General features: G+C 69.0%; 2 protein-coding genes. Both read left to right on the plus strand.

From position 1 onward, the window contains the following. A partial coding sequence (locus tag IG98_RS0143920; RefSeq protein WP_211264392.1) for a hydantoinase B/oxoprolinase family protein occupies positions 1-946 on the plus strand: 946 nt, incomplete at its 5' end. 99 nt (positions 947-1,045) lie between these two features. Then, positions 1,046-1,366 (plus strand): hydantoinase B/oxoprolinase family protein (locus IG98_RS51765; protein ID WP_030926532.1); only part of this gene is annotated, 321 nt, incomplete at its 3' end.

Genomic DNA, 1,366 nt, shown 5'->3' on the forward strand with positions numbered 1-1,366 from the left:
GGAGATCATCGAGTTGATCCGGTTCAACTCGCGGATGCCGGATCTGGTGATCGGTGATCTGAACGCGCAGGTCGCCGCGTTGCGCACCGGCGAGCGCCGGTTCCTGGAGATCCTGGAGAAGTTCGGCCGCCCGACGGTGGAGGCCGCCGTCGGACGGATGATCGAGGACGGCGAGGCGCGCACCCGCGCCGCACTCGCCGAGCTGCCGCAGGGGTCGTGGACCGCGGTCGACTGGGTCGACGACGACGGCATCACCGAGGACCCGGTCCGCATGCAGGTCACCGTCACCATCGCCGACGGCACCTTCACCGTCGACTTCGACGGTTCCGCGCCGGCCACGCCCGGTCCGATCAACATGCCGTTCGGCGCCACCGAGGCGATCTGCAAGGTGGTCCTCAAGTCGCTCACCTCGCCCGACGAGCCGTCCAACTTCGGCACGACCGTGCCCCTGCGGGTGCGGGCCGAGCCCGGCACGCTCTTCCACGCGGTCTACCCGCAGCCGACGTTCACCCTGTGGACCGGCATCGTCGCGGTCGAGCTCATCCTGAAGGCGCTGGCGCAGGGTATGCCGGAGAGGTTGCCCGCCTCCTCCGGAGGGGACGTGCCGGGGTTCATGATGGTCGGGATCCATCCGGAGACCGGGCAGATGTTCGCGGTCAGCAACAACGACCCGGTCGGCTGGGGCGCCACCCCCTCCCACGACGGTATGAACGCCGCCACCCACGTCTCGGGCAGCACCGGGAGGATCACCCCGATCGAGGTCCTGGAGGCGCGGACCGGGATGTTCTTCGAGCGGATGGAGATGCGCGAGGACTCCGGTGGGGCCGGGCGGTTCCGCGGTGGGGTGGGTTTGCGAAGGGACATCCGGTTCGTCACGGAGGGGGAGTTCCTGTCGGTCATCAAGAAGACGCGGTCGCGGCCGGCGGACCAGGGTGCGGGTCGGTGACCGGATCAGGTTGCTGACCGCCGGGGGCGGCGGGCACGGGGATCCGTGCGAGCGCGATCCGGAGCTGGTCCGCCGTGACGTCGCACGGCTCAGCCGCGGGTGGACGGCGCGACGGTCGAGGTGGTGCGCAGTCATCTCAGCTCGGCCGCCGAGGAGATGCGGGCCACGCTCGTACGTACCGCTTTCAATCCGATCATCTACGAGGTCTTCGACTTCGGCATCTCCGTCTACGACTCCGGCCTGCGCCTGGTCGCCGAGTCGACGGGGCTGAGCCGCTTCCTCGGTGCCAACGACTACTCCATCCGCAAGGGGGTGGAGTACGTGGGGCGGGAGAACCTGCGTCCGGGTGATGTGGTGCTGCTGAACTATCCGTACTGGAACGCGGCCCACGCCTATGACGCGACGTTGTTCTCGCCGGTG

It is taken from the genome of Streptosporangium amethystogenes (genome assembly GCF_000721075.1).
Classification (GTDB): Bacteria; Actinomycetota; Actinomycetes; order Streptosporangiales; family Streptosporangiaceae; genus Streptosporangium; species Streptosporangium amethystogenes.